Source organism: Escherichia sp. MOD1-EC6098, from assembly GCF_002965865.1.
GTDB lineage: Bacteria > Pseudomonadota > Gammaproteobacteria > Enterobacterales > Enterobacteriaceae > Escherichia > Escherichia marmotae.
Window position 1 is genome coordinate 1 of record NZ_PTSN01000013.1, and the last position, 25,499, is coordinate 25,499.

25 protein-coding genes and 4 tRNA genes are annotated in these 25,499 nt (G+C 52.0%); 11 read left to right on the forward strand and 18 right to left on the reverse strand.

Features of this window, described 5'->3' with window-relative positions; all coding sequences use genetic code 11:
- Positions 1–281 (forward strand): autotransporter outer membrane beta-barrel domain-containing protein (locus tag C0K55_RS14180; RefSeq protein ID WP_123059625.1); only part of this gene is annotated, 281 nt, incomplete at its 5' end.
- A 122-nt stretch (positions 282–403) separates the two neighbouring features.
- On the opposite strand, the gene luxS is transcribed toward C0K55_RS14180, so the two are convergent.
- The 13 genes from luxS to pncC form a co-directional block, all read right to left on the reverse strand.
- The gene (luxS, locus tag C0K55_RS14185; RefSeq protein WP_001516930.1) at positions 404–919 is read right to left on the reverse strand and encodes an S-ribosylhomocysteine lyase; all 516 of its coding nucleotides are present in this window, start codon (positions 917–919) and stop codon (positions 404–406) included.
- A gap of 149 nt (positions 920–1,068) precedes the next feature.
- Positions 1,069–2,625 carry a glutamate--cysteine ligase gene (gene gshA, locus C0K55_RS14190; protein ID WP_001516931.1) on the reverse strand — a complete coding sequence of 519 codons (1,557 nt, stop codon included), beginning with the start codon at positions 2,623–2,625 and terminating at the stop codon, positions 1,069–1,071.
- A gap of 72 nt (positions 2,626–2,697) precedes the next feature.
- Positions 2,698–3,126: a YqaA family protein gene (locus tag C0K55_RS14195; RefSeq protein ID WP_001287460.1), complete on the reverse strand. Its 429-nt coding sequence runs from the start codon at positions 3,124–3,126 to the stop codon at positions 2,698–2,700.
- Positions 3,123–3,689 (reverse strand): fructose-1-phosphate/6-phosphogluconate phosphatase, encoded by a 567-nt coding sequence (yqaB, locus tag C0K55_RS14200; RefSeq protein ID WP_001516932.1) that lies wholly within the window; start codon positions 3,687–3,689, stop codon positions 3,123–3,125. Before yqaB ends, C0K55_RS14195 begins: the two co-directional genes overlap by 4 nt.
- A 277-nt stretch (positions 3,690–3,966) precedes the next feature.
- Positions 3,967–4,043 (reverse strand) — tRNA-Arg (locus C0K55_RS14205).
- A gap of 198 nt (positions 4,044–4,241) precedes the next feature.
- Positions 4,242–4,318: transfer RNA gene (locus C0K55_RS14210), tRNA-Arg, on the reverse strand.
- A gap of 198 nt (positions 4,319–4,516) precedes the next feature.
- Positions 4,517–4,593 (reverse strand) — tRNA-Arg (locus tag C0K55_RS14215).
- A 3-nt stretch (positions 4,594–4,596) separates the two neighbouring features.
- A tRNA-Ser gene (locus tag C0K55_RS14220) sits at positions 4,597–4,689 on the reverse strand.
- 315 nt (positions 4,690–5,004) lie between these two features.
- Positions 5,005–5,190, reverse strand: a complete 186-nt coding sequence (csrA, locus tag C0K55_RS14225; RefSeq protein ID WP_000906486.1) for a carbon storage regulator CsrA — start codon at positions 5,188–5,190, stop codon at positions 5,005–5,007.
- 234 nt (positions 5,191–5,424) lie between these two features.
- On the reverse strand, positions 5,425–8,055 hold the full coding sequence (alaS, locus tag C0K55_RS14230) for an alanine--tRNA ligase (RefSeq protein ID WP_105263614.1): 2,631 nt from the start codon (positions 8,053–8,055) through the stop codon (positions 5,425–5,427).
- Between the two features lie 129 nt (positions 8,056–8,184).
- Positions 8,185–8,685: a recombination regulator RecX gene (gene recX / locus C0K55_RS14235; protein ID WP_000137971.1), complete on the reverse strand. Its 501-nt coding sequence runs from the start codon at positions 8,683–8,685 to the stop codon at positions 8,185–8,187.
- Between the two features lie 67 nt (positions 8,686–8,752).
- The gene (gene recA / locus C0K55_RS14240) at positions 8,753–9,814 is read right to left on the reverse strand and encodes a recombinase RecA (RefSeq protein ID WP_001516934.1); all 1,062 of its coding nucleotides are present in this window, start codon (positions 9,812–9,814) and stop codon (positions 8,753–8,755) included.
- Between the two features lie 79 nt (positions 9,815–9,893).
- The gene (gene pncC / locus C0K55_RS14245) at positions 9,894–10,391 is read right to left on the reverse strand and encodes a nicotinamide-nucleotide amidase (protein WP_000132228.1); all 498 of its coding nucleotides are present in this window, start codon (positions 10,389–10,391) and stop codon (positions 9,894–9,896) included.
- Between the two features lie 181 nt (positions 10,392–10,572).
- Between pncC and C0K55_RS14250 the strand changes: the two genes are divergently transcribed.
- Positions 10,573–10,812 carry a hypothetical protein gene (locus C0K55_RS14250; RefSeq protein ID WP_016249109.1) on the forward strand — a complete coding sequence of 80 codons (240 nt, stop codon included), beginning with the start codon at positions 10,573–10,575 and terminating at the stop codon, positions 10,810–10,812.
- Between the two features lie 39 nt (positions 10,813–10,851).
- Here the strand turns inward: C0K55_RS14250 and mltB are convergent, their stop codons facing one another.
- Positions 10,852–11,937, reverse strand: coding sequence for a lytic murein transglycosylase B (gene mltB, locus C0K55_RS14255; RefSeq protein WP_001516936.1), 1,086 nt, complete (start codon positions 11,935–11,937; stop codon positions 10,852–10,854).
- 255 nt (positions 11,938–12,192) lie between these two features.
- On the opposite strand from mltB, the gene srlA reads away from it, so the two are divergent.
- The 7 genes from srlA (at position 12,193) to gutQ (ending at position 17,237) form a co-directional block, all read left to right on the forward strand.
- Positions 12,193–12,756: a PTS glucitol/sorbitol transporter subunit IIC gene (gene srlA, locus C0K55_RS14260; RefSeq protein ID WP_000573320.1), complete on the forward strand. Its 564-nt coding sequence runs from the start codon at positions 12,193–12,195 to the stop codon at positions 12,754–12,756.
- On the forward strand, positions 12,753–13,712 hold the full coding sequence (gene srlE / locus C0K55_RS14265) for a PTS glucitol/sorbitol transporter subunit IIB (protein WP_000196931.1): 960 nt from the start codon (positions 12,753–12,755) through the stop codon (positions 13,710–13,712). Before srlA ends, srlE begins: the two co-directional genes overlap by 4 nt.
- Before the next feature lie 10 nt (positions 13,713–13,722).
- Positions 13,723–14,094 carry a PTS glucitol/sorbitol transporter subunit IIA gene (gene srlB, locus C0K55_RS14270; RefSeq protein ID WP_016242534.1) on the forward strand — a complete coding sequence of 124 codons (372 nt, stop codon included), beginning with the start codon at positions 13,723–13,725 and terminating at the stop codon, positions 14,092–14,094.
- 3 nt (positions 14,095–14,097) lie between these two features.
- Positions 14,098–14,877, forward strand: coding sequence for a sorbitol-6-phosphate dehydrogenase (gene srlD / locus C0K55_RS14275; RefSeq protein WP_001077342.1), 780 nt, complete (start codon positions 14,098–14,100; stop codon positions 14,875–14,877).
- Between the two features lie 202 nt (positions 14,878–15,079).
- On the forward strand, positions 15,080–15,439 hold the full coding sequence (gutM, locus tag C0K55_RS14280) for a transcriptional regulator GutM (RefSeq protein WP_000252920.1): 360 nt from the start codon (positions 15,080–15,082) through the stop codon (positions 15,437–15,439).
- A 66-nt stretch (positions 15,440–15,505) separates the two neighbouring features.
- On the forward strand, positions 15,506–16,279 hold the full coding sequence (srlR, locus tag C0K55_RS14285) for a glucitol operon DNA-binding transcriptional repressor SrlR (protein ID WP_000804554.1): 774 nt from the start codon (positions 15,506–15,508) through the stop codon (positions 16,277–16,279).
- Complete coding sequence (gene gutQ / locus C0K55_RS14290) at positions 16,272–17,237, forward strand: arabinose-5-phosphate isomerase GutQ (RefSeq protein ID WP_016262458.1); 966 nt, start codon at positions 16,272–16,274, stop codon at positions 17,235–17,237. The genes srlR and gutQ overlap by 8 nt, the downstream gene beginning before the upstream one ends.
- Here the strand turns inward: gutQ and norR are convergent.
- A complete protein-coding gene (gene norR, locus C0K55_RS14295) occupies positions 17,234–18,748 on the reverse strand; it encodes a nitric oxide reductase transcriptional regulator NorR (protein ID WP_105266370.1) in 1,515 nt (504 codons plus the stop codon). The genes gutQ and norR overlap by 4 nt on opposite strands.
- 186 nt (positions 18,749–18,934) lie before the next feature.
- On the opposite strand from norR, the gene norV reads away from it, so the two are divergent.
- Both norV and norW read left to right on the forward strand, forming a co-directional pair.
- Positions 18,935–20,374: an anaerobic nitric oxide reductase flavorubredoxin gene (gene norV / locus C0K55_RS14300; RefSeq protein ID WP_000029627.1), complete on the forward strand. Its 1,440-nt coding sequence runs from the start codon at positions 18,935–18,937 to the stop codon at positions 20,372–20,374.
- Positions 20,371–21,504, forward strand: a complete 1,134-nt coding sequence (gene norW, locus C0K55_RS14305; protein WP_000064723.1) for an NADH:flavorubredoxin reductase NorW — start codon at positions 20,371–20,373, stop codon at positions 21,502–21,504. Before norV ends, norW begins: the two co-directional genes overlap by 4 nt.
- 749 nt (positions 21,505–22,253) lie before the next feature.
- Here norW and hypF read toward each other — a convergent pair.
- The 3 genes from hypF to C0K55_RS26200 form a co-directional block, all read right to left on the reverse strand.
- Positions 22,254–24,506, reverse strand: coding sequence for a carbamoyltransferase HypF (gene hypF / locus C0K55_RS14315; protein ID WP_105266369.1), 2,253 nt, complete (start codon positions 24,504–24,506; stop codon positions 22,254–22,256).
- A 151-nt stretch (positions 24,507–24,657) separates the two neighbouring features.
- Positions 24,658–25,185 (reverse strand): electron transport protein HydN, encoded by a 528-nt coding sequence (gene hydN, locus C0K55_RS14320; RefSeq protein ID WP_105224738.1) that lies wholly within the window; start codon positions 25,183–25,185, stop codon positions 24,658–24,660.
- Positions 25,163–25,495, reverse strand: a complete 333-nt coding sequence (locus tag C0K55_RS26200; RefSeq protein ID WP_071985576.1) for a hypothetical protein — start codon at positions 25,493–25,495, stop codon at positions 25,163–25,165. Before C0K55_RS26200 ends, hydN begins: the two co-directional genes overlap by 23 nt.
- Between the last annotated feature and the right edge of the window lie 4 nt (positions 25,496–25,499).

The following is a 25,499-nucleotide window of genomic DNA, read 5'->3' on the forward strand; positions in this document are numbered from 1 at the left end:
AAGCGTATCTGCAAGGCCATAATGCTCTTGATGAGCATAAAGAGCGTTCCTTCCAGCCTTTTGTGGAAGCCAACTGGATTTATAACTCCCGCAATTACAGTGTGAAGATGGATGGCATCAGCGATGAAATCATCGGTGCGCGTAACATCGGTGAGTTAAAAGTCGGGGTGGAAGGTCAGCTTAATCCGCGTCTGCAACTGTGGGGCAACGTCGCCCAGCAGTTGGGTGACAACGGTTACAGCGATACCCAGGGAATGCTGGGCATGAAATATCTCTTTTAATGCCACTTTGCCGCCCGTCGCGGTATACGGGTGGCGCGCTCCCTGCATCAACCTGATAAGCGTAGCGCATCAGGCAAGCCGGACGGTGCTACTGCATGTCCGGCTTCTTCTGCTTAAACTGACTAGATGTGCAGTTCCTGTAATTTCTCTTTCGGCAACGCCAGCTCTTCGTTGCTGTTGATACGCACACCACGTTCCAGGATGCTACGTGCAATATCCTGCGCTTCCTGCAACGAGTGCATCTGGTAAGTGCCACACTGGTAGACATTCAGTTCCGGGATCTGATTCTGATCCTGCACTTTCAGTACATCTTCCATTGCCGCTTTCCAGGCATCAGCGACACGCTTCTCATCTGGCGTACCAATCAGACTCATATAGAAACCGGTGCGACAACCCATTGGCGAGATATCGATGATCTCAACGCCGTTGCCGTTAAGATGGTTGCGCATAAAACCAGCAAACAGATGCTCCAGAGTATGGATACCTTTTTCTGGCATTACTTCTTTGTTCGGCACGCAAAAACGCAGATCGAACACAGTGATTGCGTCGCCATGCGGGGTGTTCATTGTTTTCGCCACCCGAACTGCAGGCGCTTCCATCCGGGTATGATCGACTGTGAAGCTATCTAACAACGGCATTTAGCCACCTCCGGTAATTTTTTTTAAAATATTCTGAACTCTTTGTTCCCAGGCGAGTCTGAGTATATGAAAGACGCGCATTTGTTATCATCATCCCTGAATTCAGAGATGAAATTTTGGCCACTCACGAGTGGCCTTTTTCTTTTCTGTCAGGCGTGTTTTTCCAGCCACACCTTGAACGGTTCGGTATCTGCAGCTTCCATTTCCTGCTGACGGCGTTTAGACGCTTCGCGTTCGGCAATAAAATCCTCTTCACGCAGAATTTCCAGCGGCTCTTCACGCAGCAAATTGCGGTAAGCCTCACCAAATGCTTTACCAGTTCCGCCAATGCCAGTATCAATCATAGACCGTAAGATACGGGCAGAGAAAGTCAGATCGGGATTATCAAAGCAGGCTACCAGCTCATCACACACTTTCTGATACGCTTCGCCGCCGTTAATGCTGTCCAGGGTTTGCGCAACACGTTTCAGATCCCGGAACAGATCTTTGCCCACCTGCGGCAGCGGGAATTGTGCAGTTTCACAGCCAATTCCCAGCGTCAGCCCCGGCTTACGCCCTTCAAGGATCACCCGGTTCCAGTTGACGCGTGTACAGGCAAGTTCGCTACTGCTCATTTCCGGCGCGTCAGCTAACGCACACCAGACCATAAACAGGTCGAGGAAACGCACCTGCTGCTCATCAACACCTATCGGTGAGAAGGGGTTGATATCCAGCGAACGCACTTCGATATATTCAATGCCGCCGCGCAACAGCGCATCAGAAGGCGACTCACCGCTGCGAGTAACGCGTTTCGGACGAATCGGCGCATACAGTTCATTTTCAATCTGCAGTACGTTACTGTTGATTTGCAGTCGCTTGCCGTCTTTCTCAAGACCAATCTTCGCGTACTCTTCCGACGGCGTTTTAATTGCCCGCTTCAGACCAGCTACGTACTCGTAGAGATCGTTAAAGGTAATACCAAGATTACTTTGCGATTTATTGGTATAGCCCAGATCGCTCAAACGAAGAGAGGTCGCATACGGAAGGTAGTACATGCCACTCTCGGTTTTCTCAAACGGCAGCGACGTTGGTTTACCTTGCAGGAAAGAAGAACAAATCGCCGGGGAAGCGCCAAACAAATACGGGATAACCCAACCGAAACGATAGTAGTTACGGATAGCACGGAAGTAGCCCGCTGAGATTTTCTCTTTGGCGTCAACGCCCGAGATATCACCACACTTCGCCTGCCAGAATGCCATTGGTAAAGAGAAGTTGTAGTGTACGCCGGAGATGGTTTGCATCAGCGCGCCATAGCGATTTTTCAGCCCTTCACGGTACAGCGTTTTAAAGCGACCGGTATTGGAAGTGCCATACTGCGCCAGTTCGATATCCTGACCTTCCGCGATGTAACATGGCATACTTAACGGCCACATCCGCTCATCGCCAATGTTACGCGCGGTATAGCGATGCAAATCGCGCATAAAGGTCAGCATATGTTCAATATCGCCATCGACCGGCGTAATAAATTCCAGCAACGCTTCGGCAAAATCGGTCGTGATCCATTTATGCGTCAGTGCGGAACCTAATGCTTCAGGATGACCCGTTGTTGCTAGTGTGCCATCTGGATTAACACGTAAAGTTTCGCGCTCAAGACCGCGCTGTATCCCCGTTAATGCCTGAGGATGTTTTTCCAGCCAGGCCAGCGCCTGTGATACGTCCGGGATCAAATTGACCTCCCGCCTGTCAAAATCGTTTTAATTAGCATAACTGTAATGGTGGCCATGTGTGCAGGCCTACAATTAGTGCCACCACATCATGCCCTGAACGGTGGCTACTGCAACCGCAACGTAGCGCAACGCTTTACCAAGGCACAAAAAAAAGATTACTGGTCCCCACGAGATGCGCATCCATCCCGCTAACAGACACAGTAAGTCGCCAATCACTGGCATCCAGCTTAATAAGAGTGTGACTGCGCCATAGCGTTTCAGCCAGCCAATGGCTTCTTCTTGCCAGCGCGATGTTTTGCGCAATGGAAAGAAACGCCCAAGGATAACGTTAGTTAACCCTCCAAGGCTATTACCCATTGTTGCTGTTAATACTAAAACCCAGGGATGACTCACCCCAGAAAGTAACATTGCCACCAGCACAACTTCCGAATTGCCGGGTAATAGTGTAGCGCTGAGAAAACTACTGGCAAACAACGAGAAGAGCGATAGCGCCTCACTCACAACAAGCGAACATCCACAACGTCCATGCCTGCGGCGCGAGCAGCCTGAATACCGAAATCAGCATCTTCAAAGACTACGCACTGTGTTGGTTGCACTCCCATACGCTGTGCGCACAACAAAAATGTGTCTGGCGCAGGTTTATGATGTTTGACGTGATCGGCAGCAACGACCGCGTCGAAATAATGACGCAATCCCAGATGTGTTAACAGCACCTCAGCTATAGCGCTTTCACTCCCCGTACCGACAGCCATTGGGCGACGACCATGCCAACTCTTCACTACGTCAACAAGAGGAAGCGGCTCGACGCTATCCAGCAGCATGCTTCTTACCGCCTCTGTTTTTTCACGCGCCAGAGCATGTGGGTCGAGATCGGCCTGGTTCAACTCAATGATCGCCTGGGCAATACGCCAGGTAGGCGAACCATTAAGTGCGATCATGGCCTGTACATCGTACTGAAGACCGTAACGTCCTAATACTTCGCGCCACGCTTTACGGTGCGTAGGCTCGGTATCCAGAATGGTGCCATCCATATCAAATATTAAACCAGCATAACGCTCGTACATGGCCTTCTCACAAATCGAAAAATATGACGCTACTTTAGCGTAATTGCTTGATTTTGTCGCTGATGGCGAAGGGGAAGATTATTCAGGAAATGGATAAAATCGTCATTTAGAAATGAAATATTTTTGAGGGGATCTTTTGGAGAAGATGGTGTATCCGGGAGGATGACTCACTGGCGTTCGCCCTTCGGGCCGTTGCTGGCGCAACGTTATCCTTCCTGGTGCTTGCGTCAATTTTGCAGACCATGAAGATTATCAATCGTGGATAATACGAAGAGAATGGTGCATCCGGGAGGATTCGAACCTCCGACCGCTCGGTTCGTAGCCGAGTACTCTATCCAGCTGAGCTACGGATGCATCGGGAAAGCTTATTTTACTGCTGATATTGATATCGCTACTAAAGCCATATCAAGCAAGAGATGGTGCATCCGGGAGGATTACTCGCCTTGCGGCTCGCCCTTCGGGCCGTTGCTAAAGCAACGTTATCCTCCCTGGTGCCTGCGGTTAGTACCACCACCTCTTCGATACCTTCATCGCTGAAGGTTACGGAGAATATGGTGCATCCGGGAGGATTCGAACCTCCGACCGCTCGGTTCGTAGCCGAGTACTCTATCCAGCTGAGCTACGGATGCATCGGGAAAATTTATTTTACTGCTGATATTGATACCGCTACTAAAGCCATATCAAGTAAGAGATAGTGCATCCGGGAGGATTACTCGCCTTGCGGCTCGCCCTTCGGGCCGTTGCTAAAGCAACGTTATCCTCCCTGGTGCCTGCGGTTAGTACCGCCACCTCTTCGATACCTTCATCACTGAAGGTTACGTAGAATATGGTGCATCCGGGAGGATTCGAACCTCCGACCGCTCGGTTCGTAGCCGAGTACTCTATCCAGCTGAGCTACGGATGCAAATGGCGGTGAGGCGGGGATTCGAACCCCGGATGCAGCTTTTGACCGCATACTCCCTTAGCAGGGGAGCGCCTTCAGCCTCTCGGCCACCTCACCACACGCCTCTTACGAGTGCTTCGAAGAACTTGTTTATCGCTCATCGTCGCTGCGTGGCGCACATATTACTTTCTGAGACTTATAAGTCAAACAATTTTTCCCACACTTTTATCGTTTGCACACTTCACGCTCAATTAGTCTGTAAAAACGCCAAAAAGAGTGTTTTATCAACAGAAAAACGGGCATCTGAAAGGTAGCGGTAATACAGAAAAAGGGAGACTAAAGATGAATGAACGGGTGTAACGCGAAAAGAAAATGAAGTGAAGGAGAAATTTTGAGGGTGCGTCTCACCGTTAAAGATGAGACGCGGAAAGATTAGTAACTGGACTGCTGGGATTTTTCAGCCTGGATACGCTGGTAGATCTCTTCACGGTGAACAGAAACTTCCTTCGGGGCATTTACGCCAATACGTACCTGGTTGCCCTTTACCCCTAAAACTGTCACGGTGACCTCATCCCCAATCATGAGGGTCTCACCAACTCGACGAGTCAGAATCAGCATTCTTTGCTCCTTGAAAGATTAAAAGAGTCGGGTCTCTCTGTATCCCGGCATTATCCATCATATAACGCCAAAAAGTAAGCAATGACAAACACATTACATGTAAGCAGTCATGGCATTACATTCTGTTAAACCTAAGTTTAGCCGATATACACAACTTCAACCTGACTTTATCGTTGTCGATAGCGTTGATGCGAATGCCGCAGACTCACTCTGCGGCATTGCCTGACGCTTATATTATTGCAATTTCGCGCTGACCCAGCCTTTCACACTGGCTAACGCTGCAGGTAAGGCCGCAGCATCCGTACCACCGGCTTGCGCCATGTCAGGACGTCCACCACCCTTGCCGCCCACCTGCTGAGCGACCATACCAATCAGTTCCCCTGCTTTCACACGATCTGTGACGTCCTTAGATACGCCTGCAATCAGAGAAACCTTACCTTCGGCTACCGTTGCCAGCACGATAATTGTCGACCCCAGCTGATTTTTTAAATCGTCAACCATGGTACGTAACATTTTCGGCTCAACACCGCTAAGCTCGCTAACCAACAGCTTAACACCATTAACATCAATTGCCTTACTGGAAAGATTCGCACTCTCCTGCGCAGCAGCCTGTTCTTTAAGCTGTTGTAACTCTTTTTCCAACTGACGCGTACGTTCCAGCACTGAACGCACTTTATCAACCAGATTGTTGCTATCGCCTTTCAGCAGATGCGCGACTTCGCTTAAGCGATCGCTGTCCGCATGAACAGTGGTGATAGCACCTTCTCCGGTTACCGCTTCGATACGGCGAACGCCTGCAGCAGTACCCGATTCAGAGATGATGCGGAACAGGCCGATATCACCGGTGCGGCTGGCGTGAGTACCGCCACACAGCTCGGTAGAGAAATCGCCCATGCTCAGCACACGTACGCGTTCATCATACTTCTCACCGAACAACGCCATCGCGCCTTTCGCTTTAGCCGCCTCAAGATCCATGATGTTGGTTTCGATCGGCAGGTTGCGACGAATCTGTGCGTTCACCAGGTCTTCGACCGCCCGAATCTCTTCAGGTTTCATCGCTTCGTTATGCGAGAAGTCGAAACGCAGCACTTTGTCGTTAACCAAAGAACCTTTCTGGGAGACATGAGTACCCAGAACCTGGCGCAATGCAGCGTGCATCAGGTGCGTTGCGGAGTGGTTCAGACGAATACGGGCGCGGCGCGCTTCATCAACATCAGCCTGCACCGCGTCGCCCACTTTCAGAGAACCCGCAGCAAGTTTACCGATGTGACCTATCGCCTGGCCGTATTTTTGAGTGTCTTCCACCGCAAAAGAGAAGCTTGCGCCTTTCAGTTCGCCTTTATCGCCAACCTGGCCGCCTGATTCTGCATAGAATGGCGTTTGATCCAGTACGACAACCGCTTCCTGGCCTGCATTGATTGCATCAACAGCTTTGCCATCAACAAACAGTGCAGTCACTTTGCCGTTCAGTTCCAGATGGTCATAGCCTTTAAATTCAGAAGCGCTATCAACACGGATCATCGCGTTGTAATCAGCGCCAAAGCCACTGGCTTCACGTGCGCGACGGCGCTGCTCTTCCATTGCTGCTTCAAAACCGGCTTCATCGACTTTGATGTTGCGCTCACGACAAACGTCAGCCGTCAGGTCAACCGGGAAACCGTAGGTATCGTACAGACGGAAAGCCGTTTCGCCATCCAGCGTATCACCAGAAAGTTTCGCTAACTCTTCGTCCAGCAACGCCAGACCGCGCTCCAAAGTACGCGCAAACTGCTCTTCTTCAGTTTTCAGCACCTGCTCAACCAGCGCCTGCTGGCGTTTCAGGTCTTCACCCGCAGAGCCCATAACGTCGATCAGCGGACCAACCAGTTTGTAGAAGAAGGTTTCTTTCGCGCCCAGCATATTGCCGTGACGTACCGCGCGACGAATGATACGACGCAGTACATAACCACGGTTTTCATTGGATGGCATGACACCATCTGCTATCAGGAATGCGCAGGAACGAATGTGGTCAGCGATAACACGCAGCGATTTGTTGCTCAGATCGGTCGCGCCAGTGACTTTTGCAACCGCCTGAATCAGCGTGCGGAACAGGTCAATGTCATAGTTAGAGTTAACATGTTGCAGCACCGCAGCAATTCGCTCCAGCCCCATACCGGTATCAACAGACGGCTTCGGAAGCGGTTCCATAGTGCCATCGGCCTGGCGGTTGAACTGCATGAAGACGATGTTCCAGATCTCAATGTAACGGTCGCCGTCTTCTTCTGCGCTTCCCGGAGGGCCACCCCAGATATGGTCGCCGTGATCATAGAAAATTTCGGTGCACGGGCCGCACGGACCAGTGTCGCCCATCTGCCAGAAGTTGTCAGATGCGTATGGCGCACCTTTGTTATCACCGATGCGAATAATACGTTCGCGTGGGATCCCAACTTCTTTTTCCCAGATTTCGTAGGCTTCGTCGTCGCTTTCATAGACGGTAACCCACAGACGCTCTTTCGGCAGGGCAAACCATTTTTCGCTGGTCAGCAATTCCCATGCAAACTGAATAGCATCGTGTTTGAAATAGTCACCGAAGCTGAAGTTGCCCAGCATTTCGAAGAAGGTGTGATGGCGTGCGGTGTAACCGACGTTTTCCAGGTCGTTGTGTTTACCACCCGCACGCACGCAGCGTTGGGAAGTGGTAGCGCGGGAATAATTACGCTTGTCGAGCCCAAGGAACACATCCTTGAACTGGTTCATCCCGGCGTTGGTAAACAACAAAGTTGGGTCGTTATGGGGAACCAGGGAACTGCTGGCAACTACCTGATGCCCCTTACTGTGGAAAAAGTCGAGAAACGCCTGACGGATCTCAGCGGTGCTCTTGCTCATAATTATCCTGAAATCAAGCTAAAGAAATATCGCTACCAGCAGCAACGTGTTGTTAACCGCCGGGCTGGTAACTGAAAAAGTGGGAATAAGATAAGTTTTCTTGACTGGGAAGTAAAATACCGTATGCGTTCAGTCGGCAAAATTTCGCCAAATCTCCTGGATATCTTCCATCAGATAGCCACGATAGAGCAGAAAACGCTGGATCTTAACTTTTTCTGAAAAGATGGTTGGCAAAGGTTCACCATATTTTCGCGTCGCTTGATCACGCGCCAGCGCGCACCAGTCGATGTCACATTCACGCATCGCTTTTTCTGTCGCCTCTCGGGAGATCCCTTTCTGGCTCAGTTCCTGACGAATACGTGCCGGTCCATATCCTTTGCGACTGCGACTGGCGATAAAGCGTGCAACAAAGCGGCTGTCATCGAGATAACCGTGTTCATGACACCAGGCGATAACACGCTCATAATCTTCTGCCGTGGCATCAATCTCTTCCGGGCCATTTTTGCCCATAATCGGTGCTGCAAGTTTACGGCGCAGTTCCTGCTCACTGTGATCACGTACCGCCAGAATACGTACCGCGCGATCCAACAGGCGAGTATATATCGGGCGACGGGGCGTTAATTCGGTCATGGCATCCCCTTAAAACTTAAAAAGCAAAAGGGCCGCAGATGCGACCCTTATGTATCAAACAAGACGATTAAAAATCTTCGTTCGTTTCTGCTACACCTTCGCTGTCATCAACAGAGAAATCTGGCGTTGCATTTGGGTTGCTCAGCAGCAACTCACGCACTTTCTTCTCGATCTCTTTCGCAGTTTCCGGGTTGTCTTTCAGCCATGCTGTCGCATTTGCTTTACCCTGGCCGATCTTCTCGCCTTTATAGCTGTACCATGCACCCGCTTTCTCGATCAGCTTCTCTTTCACGCCCAGGTCAACCAGTTCGCCGTAGAAGTTGATGCCTTCGCCGTAGAGGATTTGGAATTCAGCCTGTTTAAACGGCGCAGCGATTTTGTTCTTCACAACTTTCACGCGAGTTTCGCTACCCACCACGTTTTCGCCCTCTTTCACCGCGCCAATACGGCGGATATCGAGACGAACAGAAGCGTAGAATTTCAGCGCATTACCACCGGTAGTGGTTTCAGGGTTACCGAACATCACGCCAATTTTCATACGGATCTGGTTGATGAAAATCAGCAACGTGTTGGATTGCTTCAGGTTACCCGCCAGCTTACGCATCGCCTGGCTCATCATACGTGCCGCAAGGCCCATATGAGAGTCACCAATTTCGCCTTCGATTTCTGCTTTCGGCGTCAGCGCCGCAACGGAGTCAACAACGATAACATCTACCGCGCCAGAACGTGCCAGAGCGTCACAGATTTCCAGAGCCTGCTCACCAGTGTCCGGTTGAGAGCACAGCAGATTATCAATATCGACGCCCAGTTTACGTGCATAGACTGGGTCCAGCGCGTGTTCAGCATCGATAAACGCACAGGTTTTACCTTCACGCTGCGCAGCGGCAATCACCTGTAGCGTCAGCGTAGTTTTACCGGAAGATTCCGGCCCGTAGATTTCGACGATACGACCCATCGGCAGACCACCTGCCCCAAGCGCGATATCCAGTGAAAGCGAACCGGTAGAGATGGTTTCCACATCCATGGAACGGTCTTCACCCAGGCGCATGATGGAGCCTTTACCAAATTGTTTCTCAATCTGGCCCAGTGCTGCCGCCAACGCTTTCTGTTTGTTTTCGTCGATAGCCATTTTTACTCCTGTCATGCCGGGTAATACCGGATAGTCAATATGTTCTGTTGAAGCAATTATACTGTATGCTCATACAGTATCAAGTGTTTTGTAGAAATTGTTGTCGCAACGTCTGTAATGCATAAGCCGTCGCCTGACGTCGTACTGCATCACGGTCACCGCTGAAGCATTCCCGGCGGGTAATGCCTTCGCCGCTGGCAGAAGCAAACGCAAACCAGACGGTGCCTACAGGCTTCTCTTCACTGCCGCCATCCGGTCCGGCAATGCCGCTGATAGACACGGCATAATCAGCTCGAGCCGCTTTCAGTGCACCAATTGCCATTTCCACCACGACGGGTTCACTCACCGCGCCATGCTGCGCCAGCGTCTCTTCACGTACGCCGATCATCTGCGCTTTAGCCTCGTTACTGTAGGTGACAAATCCGCGTTCAAACCAAGCGGAACTGCCAGCAATATCGGTAATAACTTTCGCGACCCAACCGCCGGTACAAGACTCAGCGGTTGTGACGGTTGCGCCACGGGCTTTCAGTGCCAGCCCGACCTGTTCACTCAATTGCATCAGTTCACTGTCAGTCATCACAACCTCTGTCAGTCAAAAATTTATGCCGGACAAGATAGCACTTTCCCGCAGAAGATGGGGACGAGCGATTCATTTTACGAGTCGCATTCCGAAATAAGACTGTTACGACCAACCGGTAAAGAAAAAAGGCTACCATGCCGCGTTCACATTGATATGTATTCACAGGGAGAGAAAAGCAATGGCAACAAAGAAAACGGATAACACCCCACAAAACGTGCTCAAACAGACCACGCAAATGCGCATGTGGGTCACCATTGGCGGCATCAGCGCCCTGGTTGCAGTAGTATGTAAGATTTTATCTTCTGGCTATCTTGAACCTTTCGACTTCGGTCAGGCTGCATTAGGCGTTGTCTGCCTGGGATATACGATATCGCTGTCGAAAAAAATCAAGCAATTACGTAATTCGAATAAACAGTAATAAAGCAGAGGGAAGTTTAAACTCCCCTCTTGTCAGTTGTTACTGTACGCGCGCCAGCGCCACAGCCTGTCCTAACTGCCAGACTGCCATTGCATAATGGGTGCTGTGGTTGTAACGAGTAATGGTGTAGAAGTTCGGCAGACCATACCAGTACTGGTAACCCGTCCCAACATCCAGACGCAGCAAGCTGGCCTGCTGATGATTCCCCAACGGCTGCTGCGGCGTCAAACCTGCCGCAGCAAGCTGCGAAATGCTGTACTTAGTTTTGAAACCATTTGGTAAACCTGGAGCCTGGCCGTTTGCCATCACCGCCACCAGGTCACCTTTCACCCAGCCGTGCGCTTTGAAATAGTTTGCCACACTACCAATAGCATCAACCGGATCCCACAGGTTGATATGACCATCACCGCTAAAGTCCACGGCGTATTGTTTGTAAGACGATGGCATAAACTGTCCATAGCCCATCGCTCCGGCAAAGGAACCTTTCAGATTGAGCGGATCATCCTGCTCATCGCGCGCCATTAGCAGGAAGGTTTCCAGTTCGCCAGAGAAATATTCCGCGCGGCGTGGATAGTTAAATGACAGCGTTGCCAGCGCATCAAGGATGCGGGTTTTACCCATCACGCGTCCCCAGCGGGTTTCGACGCCAATAATTCCGACGATAATTTCTGGCGGTACACCATATACCTGCCACGCGCGATTCAGCGCATCTTCATATTGATTCCAGAAAACCACGCCGTTCTGCACGTTATCCGGAGTAATAAATTTTTTGCGATAACGCAGCCATGCACCGTTCGGGCCTGATGGCGGCTGCACCGATGTGGTCGGTGCCTGGTTATCCATCAACCGCAGTACCGAATCCAGACGTTTCGCCTGGGAAAGGATTTCTTGCAGTTGCTGACGATCGAAGCCGTGTTTGCTCACCATTTTATCGATGAACTGCTGGGCATTCGGGTTGTTGGCGAAGTCACCGCCCATCTGCATCACATTGTGCTGCGGCTCAAGCAGGAAGCCGCCAGACGGCGTTCCGGTGGTCGTTTCAGTCTCGGTAGGTTTTGGCTTGCTGCTGCAGGCGGCAAGCAACACAAAAAGGGGAAGCAATGTTACATAACGACGCTTGAACATGAGGAGTCCATTTAACAGATTCAACCTGGGGCAAGTATGGTAAAGCATCGCGCCCTGCACAAGGAAGCGGTAGTCGCTCCCCGATACGGACTTTACATAACTCAAATACCCTTCATCGACACACCTTCACCATAACTTTCAAATTAAAATATTTATCTTTCATTTTGCGATCAAAATAACACTTTTAAATCTTTCGATCTGATTAGATTAGGTTGCCGTTTGGTAATAAAACAATAAATTCTGAAGGAGAGAACAATGATAGAAACCATTACTCATGGCGCAGAGTGGTTCATCGGGCTGTTCCAGAAAGGCGGAGAGGTGTTTACCGGGATGGTGACCGGCATTCTTCCGCTGTTGATTAGCCTGCTGGTAATCATGAACGCACTGATTAATTTTATCGGTCAACATCGTATTGAACGTTTTGCTCAACGTTGTGCCGGTAATCCTGTTTCCCGTTACCTGCTGCTACCGTGCATTGGTACGTTTGTCTTTTGTAACCCCATGACCTTAAGCCTCGGTCGCTTTATGCCGGAAAAGTACAAACCCAGCTACTATGCGGCGGCTTCTTATAGCTGCCACTCAATGAATGGCCTCTTCCCCCATATCAACCCCGGCGAATTGTTTGTTTATCTTGGAATTGCCAGCGGTCTGACAACGCTGAACCTGCCACTTGGCCCGCTGGCCGTCAGTTATCTGTTGGTAGGCCTGATCACTAACTTCTTCCGCGGTTGGGTGACCGACCTGACCACCGCCATTTTTGAGAAAAAGATGGGCATTCAACTTGAACAGAAAGTTCGTCTGGCAGGAGCAACATCATGACACGTATTCGGATCGAAAAAGGGACGGGGGGCTGGGGCGGCCCGCTGGAGCTGGAAGCCACTCCGGGGAAAAAAATCGTCTATATCACCGCCGGTACACGTCCTGCGATTGTCGACAAACTGGCACAGCTTACTGGCTGGCAGGCTATCGACGGATTTAAAGAAGGTGAACCCGCAGAAGCGGAAATCGGCGTCGCGGTAATCGACTGTGGCGGTACACTGCGCTGCGGCATTTATCCCAAGCGGCGTATTCCCACTATCAATATCCACTCAACGGGCAAGTCCGGTCCGCTGGCGCAGTACATCGTGGAAGATATTTATGTCTCCGGTGTAAAAGAAGAAAACATCACTGTAGTGGGTGATGCTGCTCCACAATCCTCTACCGTAGGTCGTGACTACGATACCAGCAAGAAAATCACCGAACAAAGCGATGGCTTACTGGCGAAAGTAGGAATGGGCATGGGGTCTGCGGTTGCCGTGCTGTTCCAGTCTGGCCGCGACACCATCGACACCGTATTAAAAACCATCCTGCCGTTTATGGCGTTCGTCTCGGCGCTTATCGGCATCATTATGGCTTCCGGTCTTGGCGACTGGATAGCCCACGGTCTTGCTCCGCTGGCCAGTCATCCTCTGGGACTGGTGATGCTGGCACTCATCTGCTCCTTTCCGCTGCTTTCGCCTTTCCTCGGCCCTGGCGCGGTTATCGCGCAGGTTATCGGCGTATTGATTGGCGTGCAGATTGGTCTCGGCAATATTCCGCCGCATCTGGCTTTACCGGCGCTGTTTGCCATCAACGCGCAGGCGGCCTGCGATTTTATCCCGGTCGGTTTGTCTCTGGCGGAAGCCCGTCAGGACACGGTTCGCGTCGGTGTCCCTTCTGTACTGGTGAGCCGCTTTCTGACCGGCGCGCCTACCGTACTTATCGCCTGGTTTGTCTCCGGTTTTATCTATCAATAGAGGTTAAAACATGACCGTTATTTATCAGACCACCATCACCCGTATCGGCGCGAGTGCGACTGACGCTCTCAGCGATCAGATGCTCATCACCTTTCGTGAAGGCGCGCCTGCGGATCTCGAAGAGTATTGCTTCATTCATTGCCACGGCGAATTGAAAGGTGAACTCCATCCCGGTTTGCAATTTTCTCTCGGACAGCATCGCTATCCGGTAACCGCCGTTGGCAGCGTGGCGGAAGACAACCTTCGCGAACTGGGTCATGTCACCCTGCGCTTCGATGGTTTAAGCGAAGCGGAATTTCCGGGCACTGTCCATGTGGCAGGCCCCGTACCCGACGATATCGCGCCGGGATCAGTTTTGAAGTTTGAATCTGTTAAGGAGTAAAAAATGAATCAGGTTGCTGTTGTCATCGGTGGTGGGCAAACCTTAGGCGCGTTCCTGTGCCACGGTCTGGCTGCCGAGGGGTATCGCGTGGCGGTTGTCGATATTCAGAGCGACAAAGCTGCAAATGTGGCGCAAGAAATTAATGCAGAATATGGCGAAGGCATGGCATATGGTTTTGGTGCTGATGCCACCAGCGAGCAGAGCGTACTGGCACTCTCTCGTGGGGTAGATGAGATCTTTGGTCGTGTGGATTTACTGGTCTACAGCGCCGGAATTGCTAAAGCAGCGTTTATCAGCGATTTCCAACTGGGGGATTTTGACCGCTCGCTACAGGTAAATCTGGTGGGCTACTTCCTTTGTGCGCGTGAATTTTCGCGCCTGATGATCCGCGACGGCATTCAGGGACGGATTATTCAGATCAACTCGAAATCAGGCAAAGTGGGCAGCAAACACAACTCTGGTTACAGCGCCGCGAAATTTGGCGGAGTCGGTCTTACCCAGTCACTGGCGTTGGATCTTGCGGAGTACGGCATTACGGTGCATTCACTGATGCTCGGTAACTTGCTGAAATCACCTATGTTCCAGTCACTATTGCCGCAATACGCCACTAAGCTGGGCATAAAACCGGATCAAGTCGAGCAATATTACATCGATAAAGTGCCACTTAAGCGCGGCTGTGATTATCAGGATGTACTGAATATGTTGTTGTTCTACGCCAGTCCCAAAGCGTCGTACTGCACCGGGCAGTCGATTAATGTCACTGGCGGTCAGGTCATGTTCTGATCAACAGCGGAGATCCTTTAAGGATCTCCGCGAGACTGCCTGATGCGCTACGCTTATCAGGCCTACGACACCCATACAACACATTGAATTAACAAAACTTTTAAGACCTAATAAGGCGTTCACGCCGCATCCGGCATGAATAAAGCACACACTGTAAACATTCTCAGCGGAAATCCTCCGCCACCACATATAAGGAGAAGTTATGGTATCCGCTCTCATCACCGTCGCCGTTATCGCCTGGTGTACACAACTGGCCTTAGGCGGCTGGCAAATTTCTCGTTTTAACCGTGCCTTCGATGCACTTTGCCAGCAAGGCCGCGTTGGCGTGGGCCGTTCCAGCGGGCGCTTTAAACCGCGGGTCGTAGTCGCCATCGCCCTGGACGATCAGCAGCGCATCGTCGACACCTTGTTTATGAAAGGACTGACCGTTTTCGCCCGACCGCAAAAAATTCCTGCCATTACGGGTATGCATTCTGCTGATTTACGGCCCGATGTGATCTTTCCCCATGATCCATTATCGCAGAATGCTCTATCATTGGCGCTTAAACTGAAACGTAGATAATTTCGTTGTGAATGCTACTTGCTTGCGAAGTTATCATTTTGAAACCTAAATCAGGTAATCACGCCTATGAAACCTCGTCAGCGTCAGGCCGCCATTCTGGAGTATCTGCAAAAGCAGGGGAAATGCTCGGTTGAAGAATTGGCGCAATACTTTGACACCACAGGCACAACCATTCGTAAAGATCTGGTCATTCTGGAACATGCCGGAACCGTCATTCGTACCTATGGCGGCGTGGTGTTAAATAAAGAGGAATCCGATCCGCCAATCGATCATAAAACGCTCATCAACACCCACAAAAAAGAGTTGATAGCGGAAGCCGCCGTCAGTTTTATCCACGATGGCGACTCAATCATTCTCGATGCTGGCAGTACCGTATTGCAGATGGTGCCAATGCTCTCGCGCTTTAATAACATCACAGTGATGACCAACAGTCTGCATATTGTCAATGCGCTATCCGAACTGGATAACGAGCAAACCATCCTGATGCCTGGCGGAACATTTCGCAAAAAATCGGCCTCATTTCACGGGCAACTTGCCGAGAATGCCTTCGAACATTTCAGCTTCGATAAATTGTTTATGGGCACCGACGGCATCGATCTGAATGCAGGCGTAACGACTTTCAACGAGGTCTACACCGTCAGTAAAGCGATGTGTAATGCTGCGCGCGAAGTTATTTTGATGGCTGACTCATCGAAGTTTGGTCGTAAAAGCCCCAATGTAGTTTGCAGTCTTGAAAGCGTCGATAAACTCATTACCGACGCAGGCATTTCTCCAGCGTTTCGTCAGGCGCTGGAAGAGAAAGGGATCGACGTGATCATCACCGGAGAAAGCAATGAGTGAAGCACTACTGAACGCGGGACGTCAGACGTTAATGCTGGAGTTGCAGGAAGCAAGCCGTTTACCTGAACGTCTGGGCGATGATTTTGTTCGCGCCGCCAATATCATCCTGCACTGCGAAGGCAAAGTGGTGGTTTCGGGAATTGGCAAATCGGGCCACATTGGTAAGAAAATCGCCGCAACGCTTGCCAGCACTGGCACGCCTGCTTTTTTTGTCCATCCGGCAGAGGCACTGCACGGCGATCTGGGGATGATTGAAAGCCGCGATGTAATGCTGTTTATCTCGTACTCCGGTGGCGCAAAGGAACTGGATCTGATTATTCCGCGTCTGGAAGACAAATCTATTGCTCTGCTGGCAATGACCGGTAAACCGACGTCACCGCTGGGTCTGGCGGCGAAAGCGGTGCTGGATATTTCCGTAGAACGCGAAGCCTGCCCGATGCACCTTGCGCCGACTTCCAGCACCGTCAATACCCTGATGATGGGCGATGCGCTGGCGATGGCGGTCATGCAGGCGCGTGGGTTTAATGAAGAAGATTTTGCCCGCTCCCATCCAGCCGGCGCGCTGGGCGCTCGCTTGCTGAACAAAGTGCATCATCTGATGCGCCGTGATGATGCTGTCCCGCAGGTGGCGTTAACCGCCAGCGTGATGGACGCGATGCTGGAACTCAGCCGCACCGGGTTAGGGCTGGTGGCAGTGTGTGATGATCAACGACTGGTGAAAGGCGTCTTTACCGACGGCGATTTACGTCGCTGGCTGGTTGGCGGTGGTGCACTCACCACGCCCGTTAATGAAGCGATGACGGCTGGTGGCACCACATTACAGGCACAAAGCCGCGCCATTGACGCCAAAGAGATCCTGATGAAGCGCAAAATCACCGCCGCACCGGTGGTAGATGAAAACGGTAAACTCGCCGGCGCGATTAACCTGCAGGATTTCTATCAGGCCGGGATTATTTAATCCTTCAATCCCAGACGTTTCGCCAGCCGATGCAGGTTGGCGACGTCGATTTCCAGCATCCGCGCACAGGCGGCCCAATTGTGATTATTTTGTGCCAGCGCCTGGCGAATGGTTTCGCGCTGGAACTCTTCTGTCGCTTTACGCAGGTTTTGTTTAACGACGGGCACTGTCGTCACTTCTGGCGACGGCAACGTCACCTCAGGAAAAGCAAAATGTTGCGCCTCAAGAATTACTTCATCACCGCTGCGGGTCGCTCTCGCCAGCACTACCGCCCGATGAATAGCATGTTCCAGTTCGCGCACGTTTCCCGGAAAACGGTAGTGTTGCAATAAATTCCGCGCACTGGCGCTCAACACCACGCGAGAAAGTCCCAGTCGCAGACGGCACTGCTCGCAGAAATAACCCGCCAGCAAAATAACGTCATCGCCCCGCTCACGTAGCGGCGGCACGGAAAGCGGAAACACACTCAGGCGATGGAATAAATCGGCGCGAAATCGCCCTGCCAGTACTTCTTCGTGCAAGTCGCGGTTAGTCGCTGCCAGTACGCGCACATCCACCCGCAAACTGCGGTCATCGCCAACGCGCTGAATATCGCCATACTGCAACACCCGCAGTAGCTTGACCTGCAATGCCAACGACAACTCACCGATCTCATCCAGAAACAGCGTACCGTTATCCGCCATTTCAAACTTACCACTGCGGTTACTGATAGCGCCGGTAAACGCCCCTTTCACATGCCCGAACAGCTCACTTTCCGCCACGCTTTCCGGCAGTGCGGCGCAGTTGAGATAAACCAGCGGATTCACCGCCCGCGGCGAGGCTTCATGAATCGCTTTCGCCACCAGCTCCTTACCTGTTCCCGTCTCACCGCTAATTAAGACGTTGAGATCGGACGCTGCCACAATCTCAATCTCTTTTTTCAGTTGCGTCATACCTGGCGACAGGCCAATCATCTGCATCTCTTTCACCGCTTCAAACGGCACGGCATGACCCGGCAACATATTCTGGCTTTCCAGTTGTTCAATCAGCAACGCATTGCTTAACGCCCCCGCCGCCAGTGCGGCAATCAGCCGTAACTCTTCATCGCTGAAAACATCGAACTGATCGGGCTGCATCCCGTCGAGCGTCAATGCGCCAATCAGGTTTTGCCCGGCAAACAATGGCAGACCAACACAGGCATGAACCTTCAGACTCTCCTGCCCGGGAATCAAACCGTCATAGGGATCGGGTAATTCGCTGTCTGCAGGAAAACGCACCACGTCCCCGGCACGGGCAATCGCTTCCAGCCGCGGATGCCCTTCCAGCGCAAAGCGTCTGCCGAGCACATCTTTTGCCAGCCCGTCGATGGCGAGCGGAATAAATTGCCGCGAGTCGTAGCGCAGCAACGCTGACGCATCACACTCCAGCACCTGACGCAGCGTGGTAATCAGGCGTTGAAAACGATCCTGATGGCCAATCCCGCGCTGCAATTCGATGGCGATATTCGCCAGCACATCAACGGAAAAACTCATCTTTGCCTCACTGTCAATTTGACTATAGATATTGTCATATCGACCATCTGATTAATAGTCATTTTGACTACTCATTAATGAGCATAAATTAATTTATAGAGTAAAAACAATCAGATAAAAAACTGGCACGCAATCTGCAATTAACAAGACATCTTTTTAGAACACGCTGAATAAATTGAGGTTGCTATGTCTATTGTGGTGAAAAATAACATTCATTGGGTTGGTCAACGTGACTGGGAAGTGCGTGATTTTCACGGCACAGAATATAAAACGCTGCGCGGCAGCAGCTACAACAGCTACCTCATTCGCGAAGAAAAAAATGTGCTAATCGACACTGTCGACCATAAATTCAGCCGCGAATTTGTGCAGAACCTGCGTAATGAAATCGATCTGGCAGATATCGATTACATCGTAATTAACCATGCAGAAGAAGACCACGCCGGGGCGCTGACCGAACTGATGGCGCAAATTCCGGATACGCCAATCTACTGTACTGCCAACGCCATCGACTCAATTAATGGCCATCACCATCATCCGGAGTGGAATTTCAACGTGGTGAAAACCGGCGACACGCTGGATATCGGTAACGGCAAACAGCTCATTTTTGTCGAAACACCAATGCTCCACTGGCCGGACAGCATGATGACTTACCTGACGGGCGATGCAGTGCTGTTCAGTAACGATGCCTTTGGTCAGCACTACTGCGACGAGCATCTGTTCAACGATGAAGTGGATCAGACCGAGCTTTTCGAACAGTGCCAGCGTTACTACGCCAATATCCTGACGCCGTTCAGCCGCCTGGTAACGCCGAAAATTACCGAGATTCTGGGCTTTAACTTGCCGGTCGATATGATTGCCACCTCTCACGGTGTGGTGTGGCGCGATAACCCGACGCAGATTGTCGAGCTGTACCTGAAATGGGCGGCGGATTATCAGGAAGACAGGATCACTATTTTCTACGACACCATGTCGAATAACACCCGCATGATGGCTGACGCTATCGCCCAGGGGATTGCAGAAACCGACCCGCGCGTAGCGGTGAAAATTTTCAACGTCGCCCGGAGCGATAAAAACGAAATCCTGACCAATGTCTTCCGCTCAAAAGGCGTGCTGGTTGGGACTTCGACGATGAATAACGTAATGATGCCGAAAATCGCCGGGCTGGTGGAGGAGATGACCGGATTGCGCTTCCGTAACAAACGCGCCAGCGCTTTCGGCTCCCACGGCTGGAGCGGCGGTGCGGTTGATCGTCTTTCTACGCGCTTGCAGGATGCAGGCTTCGAAATGTCACTTAGTCTGAAAGCCAAATGGCGACCGGATCAGGACGCGCTGGAGTTATGTCGTGAACACGGTCGTGAAATCGCCCGTCAGTGGGCGCTCGCGCCGCTGCCGCAGAGCACAGTGAATACGGTGGTTAAAGAAGAAACCAGTGCCACCACAACAACCGACCTCGGCCCACGGATGCAGTGCAGCGTCTGCCAGTGGATTTACGATCCAGCAAAAGGCGAGCCAATGCAGGACGTCGCGCCGGGAACGCCGTGGAGTGAAGTTCCGGATAACTTCCTGTGCCCGGAATGTTCCCTCGGCAAAGACGTCTTTGATGAACTGGCATCGGAGGCAAAATGAGCAACGGTATTGTGATCATTGGTTCGGGCTTCGCCGCCCGCCAACTGGTGAAAAATATTCGCAAACAGGACGCCAGTATTCCATTAACCCTGATTGCTGCCGATAGCATGGATGAGTACAACAAACCTGATCTCAGCCATGTTATCAGTCAGGGACAACGTGCCGACGACCTTACCCGCCAGACGGCGGGAGAATTTGCCGAACAGTTTAATCTGCGCCTGTTTCCACAAACCTGGGTGACGGATATTGATGCCGAAGCCCATGTGGTGAAAAGCCAGAATAATCAGTGGCAGTACGACAAGTTAGTGCTGGCAACCGGTGCCAGCGCCTTCGTCCCGCCGGTGCCTGGGCGTGAGTTAATGCTTACTTTAAATAGTCAGCAAGAGTATCGCGCCTGTGAAACGCAACTACGGGAAGCACAGCGCGTGTTGATTGTCGGTGGCGGCCTGATTGGTAGCGAACTGGCGATGGATTTTTGTCGGGCAGGCAAAGCAGTCACGCTGATCGACAACGCCGCCAGTATTCTGGCATCGTTAATGCCACCGGAAGTAAGCAGTCGCTTACAACATCGGTTGACGGAGATGGGCGTCCATCTGCTGTTGAAATCTCAGTTACTGGCGCTGGAAAAAACGGATTCTGGCATCCGTGCAACCCTGGACCGCCAGCGCAGCATCGAAGTGGATGCGGTGATTGCCGCCACCGGGCTGCGCCCGGAAACCGCCCTGGCACGACGCGCCGGGCTGACGATTAATCGCGGCGTTTGCGTCGATAGTTATCTGCAAACCAGCAATGTCGATATTTACGCGCTGGGCGATTGCGCGGAAATTAACGGTCAGGTATTGCCGTTTCTGCAGCCGATTCAACTTAGCGCAATGATGCTGGCAAAAAATCTGCTCGGCGCTAATACGCCTCTGAAACTACCGGCGATGCTGGTAAAAATCAAAACGCCGGAGTTACCACTGCATCTGGCAGGGGAAACCCAGCGTCGGGATTTACGCTGGCAGATTTGTGCCGAAAACCAGGGAATGGTGGCACGCGGTCTGGACGATACCGATCAGTTACGTGCCTTTGTGGTCAGTGAAGATCGGATGAAAGAGGCGTTTGGATTGTTGAAAACGTTACCGGTGTAGGCGCATCTGGCTACTGTGCCCAAAATGCCAGCGTCGCATCAGGCAACACGGTTGTCGGATGCGGCGCGAGCGCCTTATCCGACCTACGGAGAGCGCATATGTTGATCACATAATGCGTTCATGTCACATTCGCCTACTGTGCCCAAAATGCCGGATGCGACGCTGGCGCGTCTTATCCGACCTACGGGGAGCGCATATGTTGATCACATAATGCGTTCATGACGCATCCGCCTACTGTGCCCAAAATGCCGGATGCGACGCTGGCGCGCCTTATCCGACCTACAGAGAGCGCATATGTTGGTCACATAATGCGTTCATGTCGCATCCGCCTACTGTGCCCAAAATGTCGGATGCGACGCTGGCGCGCCTTATCCGACCTACGGGGAGCGTATATGTTGGTCACATAATGCGTTCATGACGCATCCGCCTACTGTGCCCAAAATGTCGGATGCGACGCTGGCGCGCCTTATCCGACCTACAGAGAGCGCATATGTTGGTCACATAATGCGTTCATGTCGCATCCGCCTACTGTGCCCAAAATGTCGGATGCGACGCTGGCGCGTCTTATCCGACCTACTACGGAGAGCGCATATGTTGGTCACATAATACGTTCATGACGCATCCGCCTACTGTGCCCAAAATGTCGGATGCGACGCTGGCGCGTCTTATTCGACCTACGGGGAGCACATGTGTAGGCCGGATAAGGCGTTTACGCCGCATCCGGCAATGGTGTCCAAATGCAACACGTTTTATCCGTTCTGGACTTCTTCCGCCAGCCAGCGAGCCGCAGCAATAACCCCCTGCCCCAGAGATAATCCACCATCACCCGCAGGTAAACTCTGCGGGAAAAGCAATGTGAAATCAGCGAGATAATGCGCCAGACGTGCACGCAGCAGGCGGTTATGAATAACCCCGCCGCTGAATACCAGCGTAGTGATACCGCGCATCGTAGCCTGCTCGCGCATCAACTCGGCAAACCCCTGCGCCAGCGCATCATGAAACGCCCACGCCCGTTGATTAACCGGAGCTTGCCAGTTCAGCCACTGCCGCCAGAAAATGGCGAGATCCAGGTGATTATTGACCAACGGCATTGTCACCGGATGCTTCACGCCGTGGCATGAAGACGCCAGCGCCTCCAGCGTACAAGCCGCTTCCCCTTCATAACTTAACGTGGCTGGCGCACAGCCCAGCGCCGCCGCCACGGCATCGAACAAACGCCCGCACGATGACGCCAGCGGCGCGTTAATGCCTCGTTCAATGGCCCGCGCCAGCACGCTCCAGTTTTGCTGTTGCACACTTACCGTTTCAGGATAATTCTGCCACTCCGGCACAAAGCGCAGGCACTGCGCCAGCAGGTTACGCCACGGCTGCTTTGCGGCAAGATCACCACCAGGAAGCGCCACTGCAGGCAAGCCGCCCAGGCGCTCGCATTCACGATAGTTCACCCGCAGGCACTCGCCGCCCCACAAAGCGCCGTTCTCGCCCATACCGATACCGTCAAGCGTCAAAGCAATGACATCACCGCCATCCAGCGGCCAGTTATGCTCCGCCAGACACGCCGCCGCATGAGCATGATGATGCAACACCGTTTGCGTCGGCAGATTCATTTCACTCGCCCACTGGCTGGAGACATAGCCCGGATGCGCGTCATGCACAACACATTGCGGGGTGAAATCGTAGATGTTCTGCATCAGGCGTAACGCTTCGCGCCACTGCATCTGGATACCATCGTCGCTTAAATCGCCCAGATGCTGACTCAACACGGCTTGTTCACCACGCACCAGGCTGAAGGTGTTTTTCAGATCTGCGCCAAGACACAGCATCGGCGGCACATTTTTAAAACCCGGCGGCAAAGCCAGCGCATCCGGTACATAGCCACGCGAACGGCGCAACATTTCGCCACTTTCGCGCACTACCGAGTCATCCATCCGCTGCACAATATCGCGGTTATGCAACAAGAATCCGTCGGCAATGTCCTGCAAATCCTCCAGCGCCTGTTCATTGCTGATAGCCGGAGGTTTGCCACTCAGGTTGCCGGAGGTCATCACCAGCGGGCATTGCAGTTCCTGCAACAACAAATGTTGCAGTGGATTCGCAGGCAACATCACCCCAACTTCGTTAAGGCATGGGGCAATGTCGTCACAAAGTTCGGGAACGAATTTTTTATCCACCAGCACAATCGGCGCGGCAGGCGTGGTGAGCAACTGACGGACAGCCTCTGGTAGGTTTTCTACCGTTGGCAACATAACCGCCAGCGGTTTCGCCGGGCGATGTTTGCGCGCTCGTAGTGTTGCTATCGCGTCACTGTTACGTGCATCACAGGCGAGATGAAATCCGCCAATCCCTTTGATGGCGACGATTTTTCCCGCTTTTAACTGTGCTATAGCAGCCTGTAAAGCAGCCTCTTGTTTGGCATGAACATCATTACTTACCCATTCAAGATGCGGACCACATTCCGGGCAAGCCACCGGCTGGGCATGGAAGCGACGATCGAGCGGGTCGCGGTATTCTTTGTCACAGGCCGGACATAACGGAAACGCTGCCATCACGGTAAATGGGCGGTCATAAGGCATCGCGCGAATAATGGTGAAACGCGGGCCGCAGTGGGTACAGTTGATAAACGGATAACGATAACGCCGTTCGCCCAGGGTATTCATTTCAGCAAGACAGGCAGGGCACGTGGCGGCATCCGGAACAATTTGCGTATTCATGGTGCCGCCTGTGCTCTGGCGGATAGTGAACTCAGTGGGCAGTTGTGACCAGATAAACGGCTCACGATCAACGCTATCAATACGCGCCAGCGGCGGGCAGTGTTGATGCAATTGAACAAGAAACGTTTGCGGATCTTCCAGCAGCCGGACTTCCACGCCATCGCCGTCATTACAGACATCGCCGTGAAGATTTAATTGCTGTGCCAGTTGCCAGACAAACGGACGAAAACCAACGCCCTGCACTTTGCCACGAATACGCAGTTGAACACCGCAAGATGTGTTTTTTGCCATTGAGTTATTCCCGCCATCATGAATCCATAACCCACCCTACCGGATGCGACAGCATCGCATCCGGTAGTCACAGGTCAGCAATATCGCCCGCTCCGTATTCTACGAATATTTCGGGGAATTCCTTTGATGCCAGAATAGTTATGTAAGATTTTTAGAACATCATCGCCGTGCGGCGGCGTTTTTCTGCGCTCAGTTGCTCAAGTTTATTACGATCGACACAAATCAGCGCATGCGTCGGGCACGCAGACATACACGCAGGGCCGTCTTCACGATGGTTACACAGATCGCATTTATTGGCTTCGGCTTTATCGGCACGTACATTCAGCCCCGCGCCGCTGTTGCGAATCACCGGACGCACCACCACTTCCATCGCGCCGTACGGGCAAGCCACAACGCAGGTTTTGCAACCAATGCAGCGTTCCTGCATGACATGAACAAACCCTTTATCACGGCTGATAGCACCATTCGGGCAGACATTAGCGCACGGAGCATCTTCACACTGACGACAAACAGTAGCAGTGGAAATGTTCACACCTTTAATGACATGGATACGCGGTAAAAAAGTTTCCGGAGTCAGCGAAGCGCAATCCTGATTTTCCTGATGAGAAACCACGCACGCTACTTCACAGGTACGGCAACCAATACATTTACTCGCGTCAGCAATGATGAAACGGTTCATCAAATTCTCCAGCAATGACAGTTAATGCGCCGATACATTCATAAATCATGCCAGTTTTTAATTTGCTGTTATATAAGGAAAATAATTTTCTGGGGCCGACAAAAACACTGTCATCGACACTAGTGACGATGACATGTGATGACGGTAAGGCAATGAGAGAATCGCAGTGAATCAATTTTCTGATGAATGTTTTATCGTCGCCAGTATAAAAAAGTGATTGCCAGTAATGGTGAAGATTTAGATTAGGCAACCCTGCCGGATGCAGCTTACACGTCGCACGAACCATCCAGGCCCGATAAACGTAGCGCATCAGG

Coding starts and splice junctions, on each gene's coding strand:
- luxS (WP_001516930.1), bottom strand. CDS start 919: ATGCCGTTGTTAGATAGCTTCACAGTCGATCATACCCGGATGGAAGCG.
- yqaB (WP_001516932.1), bottom strand. CDS start 3,689: ATGTACGAGCGTTATGCTGGTTTAATATTTGATATGGATGGCACCATT.
- csrA (WP_000906486.1), bottom strand. CDS start 5,190: ATGCTGATTCTGACTCGTCGAGTTGGTGAGACCCTCATGATTGGGGAT.
- alaS (WP_105263614.1), bottom strand. CDS start 8,055: ATGAGCAAGAGCACCGCTGAGATCCGTCAGGCGTTTCTCGACTTTTTC.
- recX (WP_000137971.1), bottom strand. CDS start 8,685: ATGACCGAATTAACGCCCCGTCGCCCGATATATACTCGCCTGTTGGAT.
- recA (WP_001516934.1), bottom strand. CDS start 9,814: ATGGCTATCGACGAAAACAAACAGAAAGCGTTGGCGGCAGCACTGGGC.
- pncC (WP_000132228.1), bottom strand. CDS start 10,391: ATGACTGACAGTGAACTGATGCAATTGAGTGAACAGGTCGGGCTGGCA.
- C0K55_RS14250 (WP_016249109.1), top strand. CDS start 10,573: ATGGCAACAAAGAAAACGGATAACACCCCACAAAACGTGCTCAAACAG.
- mltB (WP_001516936.1), bottom strand. CDS start 11,937: ATGTTCAAGCGTCGTTATGTAACATTGCTTCCCCTTTTTGTGTTGCTT.
- srlA (WP_000573320.1), top strand. CDS start 12,193: ATGATAGAAACCATTACTCATGGCGCAGAGTGGTTCATCGGGCTGTTC.
- srlE (WP_000196931.1), top strand. CDS start 12,753: ATGACACGTATTCGGATCGAAAAAGGGACGGGGGGCTGGGGCGGCCCG.
- srlB (WP_016242534.1), top strand. CDS start 13,723: ATGACCGTTATTTATCAGACCACCATCACCCGTATCGGCGCGAGTGCG.
- srlD (WP_001077342.1), top strand. CDS start 14,098: ATGAATCAGGTTGCTGTTGTCATCGGTGGTGGGCAAACCTTAGGCGCG.
- gutM (WP_000252920.1), top strand. CDS start 15,080: ATGGTATCCGCTCTCATCACCGTCGCCGTTATCGCCTGGTGTACACAA.
- srlR (WP_000804554.1), top strand. CDS start 15,506: ATGAAACCTCGTCAGCGTCAGGCCGCCATTCTGGAGTATCTGCAAAAG.
- gutQ (WP_016262458.1), top strand. CDS start 16,272: ATGAGTGAAGCACTACTGAACGCGGGACGTCAGACGTTAATGCTGGAG.
- norR (WP_105266370.1), bottom strand. CDS start 18,748: ATGAGTTTTTCCGTTGATGTGCTGGCGAATATCGCCATCGAATTGCAG.
- norV (WP_000029627.1), top strand. CDS start 18,935: ATGTCTATTGTGGTGAAAAATAACATTCATTGGGTTGGTCAACGTGAC.
- norW (WP_000064723.1), top strand. CDS start 20,371: ATGAGCAACGGTATTGTGATCATTGGTTCGGGCTTCGCCGCCCGCCAA.
- hypF (WP_105266369.1), bottom strand. CDS start 24,506: ATGGCAAAAAACACATCTTGCGGTGTTCAACTGCGTATTCGTGGCAAA.
- hydN (WP_105224738.1), bottom strand. CDS start 25,185: ATGAACCGTTTCATCATTGCTGACGCGAGTAAATGTATTGGTTGCCGT.
- C0K55_RS26200 (WP_071985576.1), bottom strand. CDS start 25,495: ATGCGCTACGTTTATCGGGCCTGGATGGTTCGTGCGACGTGTAAGCTG.